Genomic DNA, 1,287 nt, shown 5'->3' with positions numbered 1-1,287 from the left:
TGACCGATGAGTCGTCAGCAATAGAGCATATGGGTGGGGCGCCCTGCCTAGTTGAAGGCTCAGATGACAATATCAAAATTACGCGGCCGCACGATTTACGTTTGGCTGCAGATACCTTGGCTGCGCGGACGCAGCTGGGACGAGGTGAAAAAATGAATAGCTTTCCGAGAATCGGGAACGGTTATGACGTGCACGCATTTTGCGAGGGTGAAGAAATTATCCTGGGAGGCGTCAAAATTCCCCATCACAAATCTTTTATTGCGCATTCCGACGGGGATGTGCTGATTCACGCGATTATGGATGCAATGTTAGGTGCTTTGGCCTTAGGTGATATCGGTAAGCACTTTCCTGATACTGATGAAAAGTGGAAAGGGGCAAATAGTCGAGAACTGTTGTCTGCAGTAAACCACTTGATTTCAGAAAAAGGTTTTGTAGTTTCCAATATCGATAGCGTTATTATTGCTCAAGCTCCTAAGATGGCGCCGCATATAGGAAAGATGCAGGAAAATATTGCTCAGGACTTACAGGTTTCTCCTGAGCTGGTGAGTGTTAAAGCAACGACTACAGAGCGCCTTGGTTTTGCAGGGCGTGAGGAAGGAGTTGCTTGTCAGGCAAGTGTATTGTTAGTGCCTAAACCTAGCTGCGAAAGTGAAAGGAGAAGCGTGTGAGTGAAGTAAGGTCATTACCAGAATCACAGTTCAATCTGGTTTTTCCATGTATCGCTGACTTACCGCGGCCTGCCGGTGTCATTAAGACAAAAGAAGAAGACTTCTTTGTTGAAGAGGTCATGAATCCTGAGCTAAGTGGTGAGGGGGAGCACGTTTGGTTATGGCTGGAAAAAAATGGTCAGAATACTGAGTATGTGGCGGGTCAGTTAGCGCGTTTCTCCCACGTCAAAAAAGTGGATGTCGGGCTGTCAGGTTTAAAGGATCGTTGGGCGCTTACCCGGCAATGGTTTAGTGTTTATTTAGGGAATAAGCCTGAGCCTAATTGGAACGAATTTGAATGTGAAGGCGTAAAAGTACTCAGTTATCAACGGCATAATAAGAAGTTAAGACGCGGCGAGCATAGTGCCAACTTCTTTAGGTTGGTGGTGAGAAATATTGACAATATGGCTAATGTGGAAGCTCTTTTGCTACAAGTCAGAGATAAAGGTTTTCCAAATTACTTCGGTCCTCAACGATTCGGCTTTGACGGTGCGAATCTGGATCGTGGCGTACAATATTTTGAAGGTAAGATTAAAGCATCTAAAAGCCAGCGTTCTTTCTATTTATCGGCAGCTCGTTC

2 protein-coding genes are annotated in these 1,287 nt (G+C 45.5%); both read left to right on the top strand.

The window, feature by feature from the left end; genetic code table 11:
* The first annotated feature begins 152 nt into the window (after positions 1 to 152).
* Positions 153 to 668 (top strand): 2-C-methyl-D-erythritol 2,4-cyclodiphosphate synthase, encoded by a 516-nt coding sequence (gene ispF / locus A3766_RS01075; RefSeq protein ID WP_068507343.1) that lies wholly within the window; start codon positions 153 to 155, stop codon positions 666 to 668.
* On the top strand, positions 665 to 1,287 hold a 623-nt coding region (gene truD, locus A3766_RS01070), incomplete at its 3' end, for a tRNA pseudouridine(13) synthase TruD (protein WP_156499784.1). The genes ispF and truD, both read left to right, overlap by 4 nt.

The sequence above is a fragment of the Oleiphilus sp. HI0132 genome (assembly GCF_001635845.1).
Note: the sequence above shows the minus strand (reverse complement) of the source record. Positions and strands in the feature narration are given on the sequence as shown.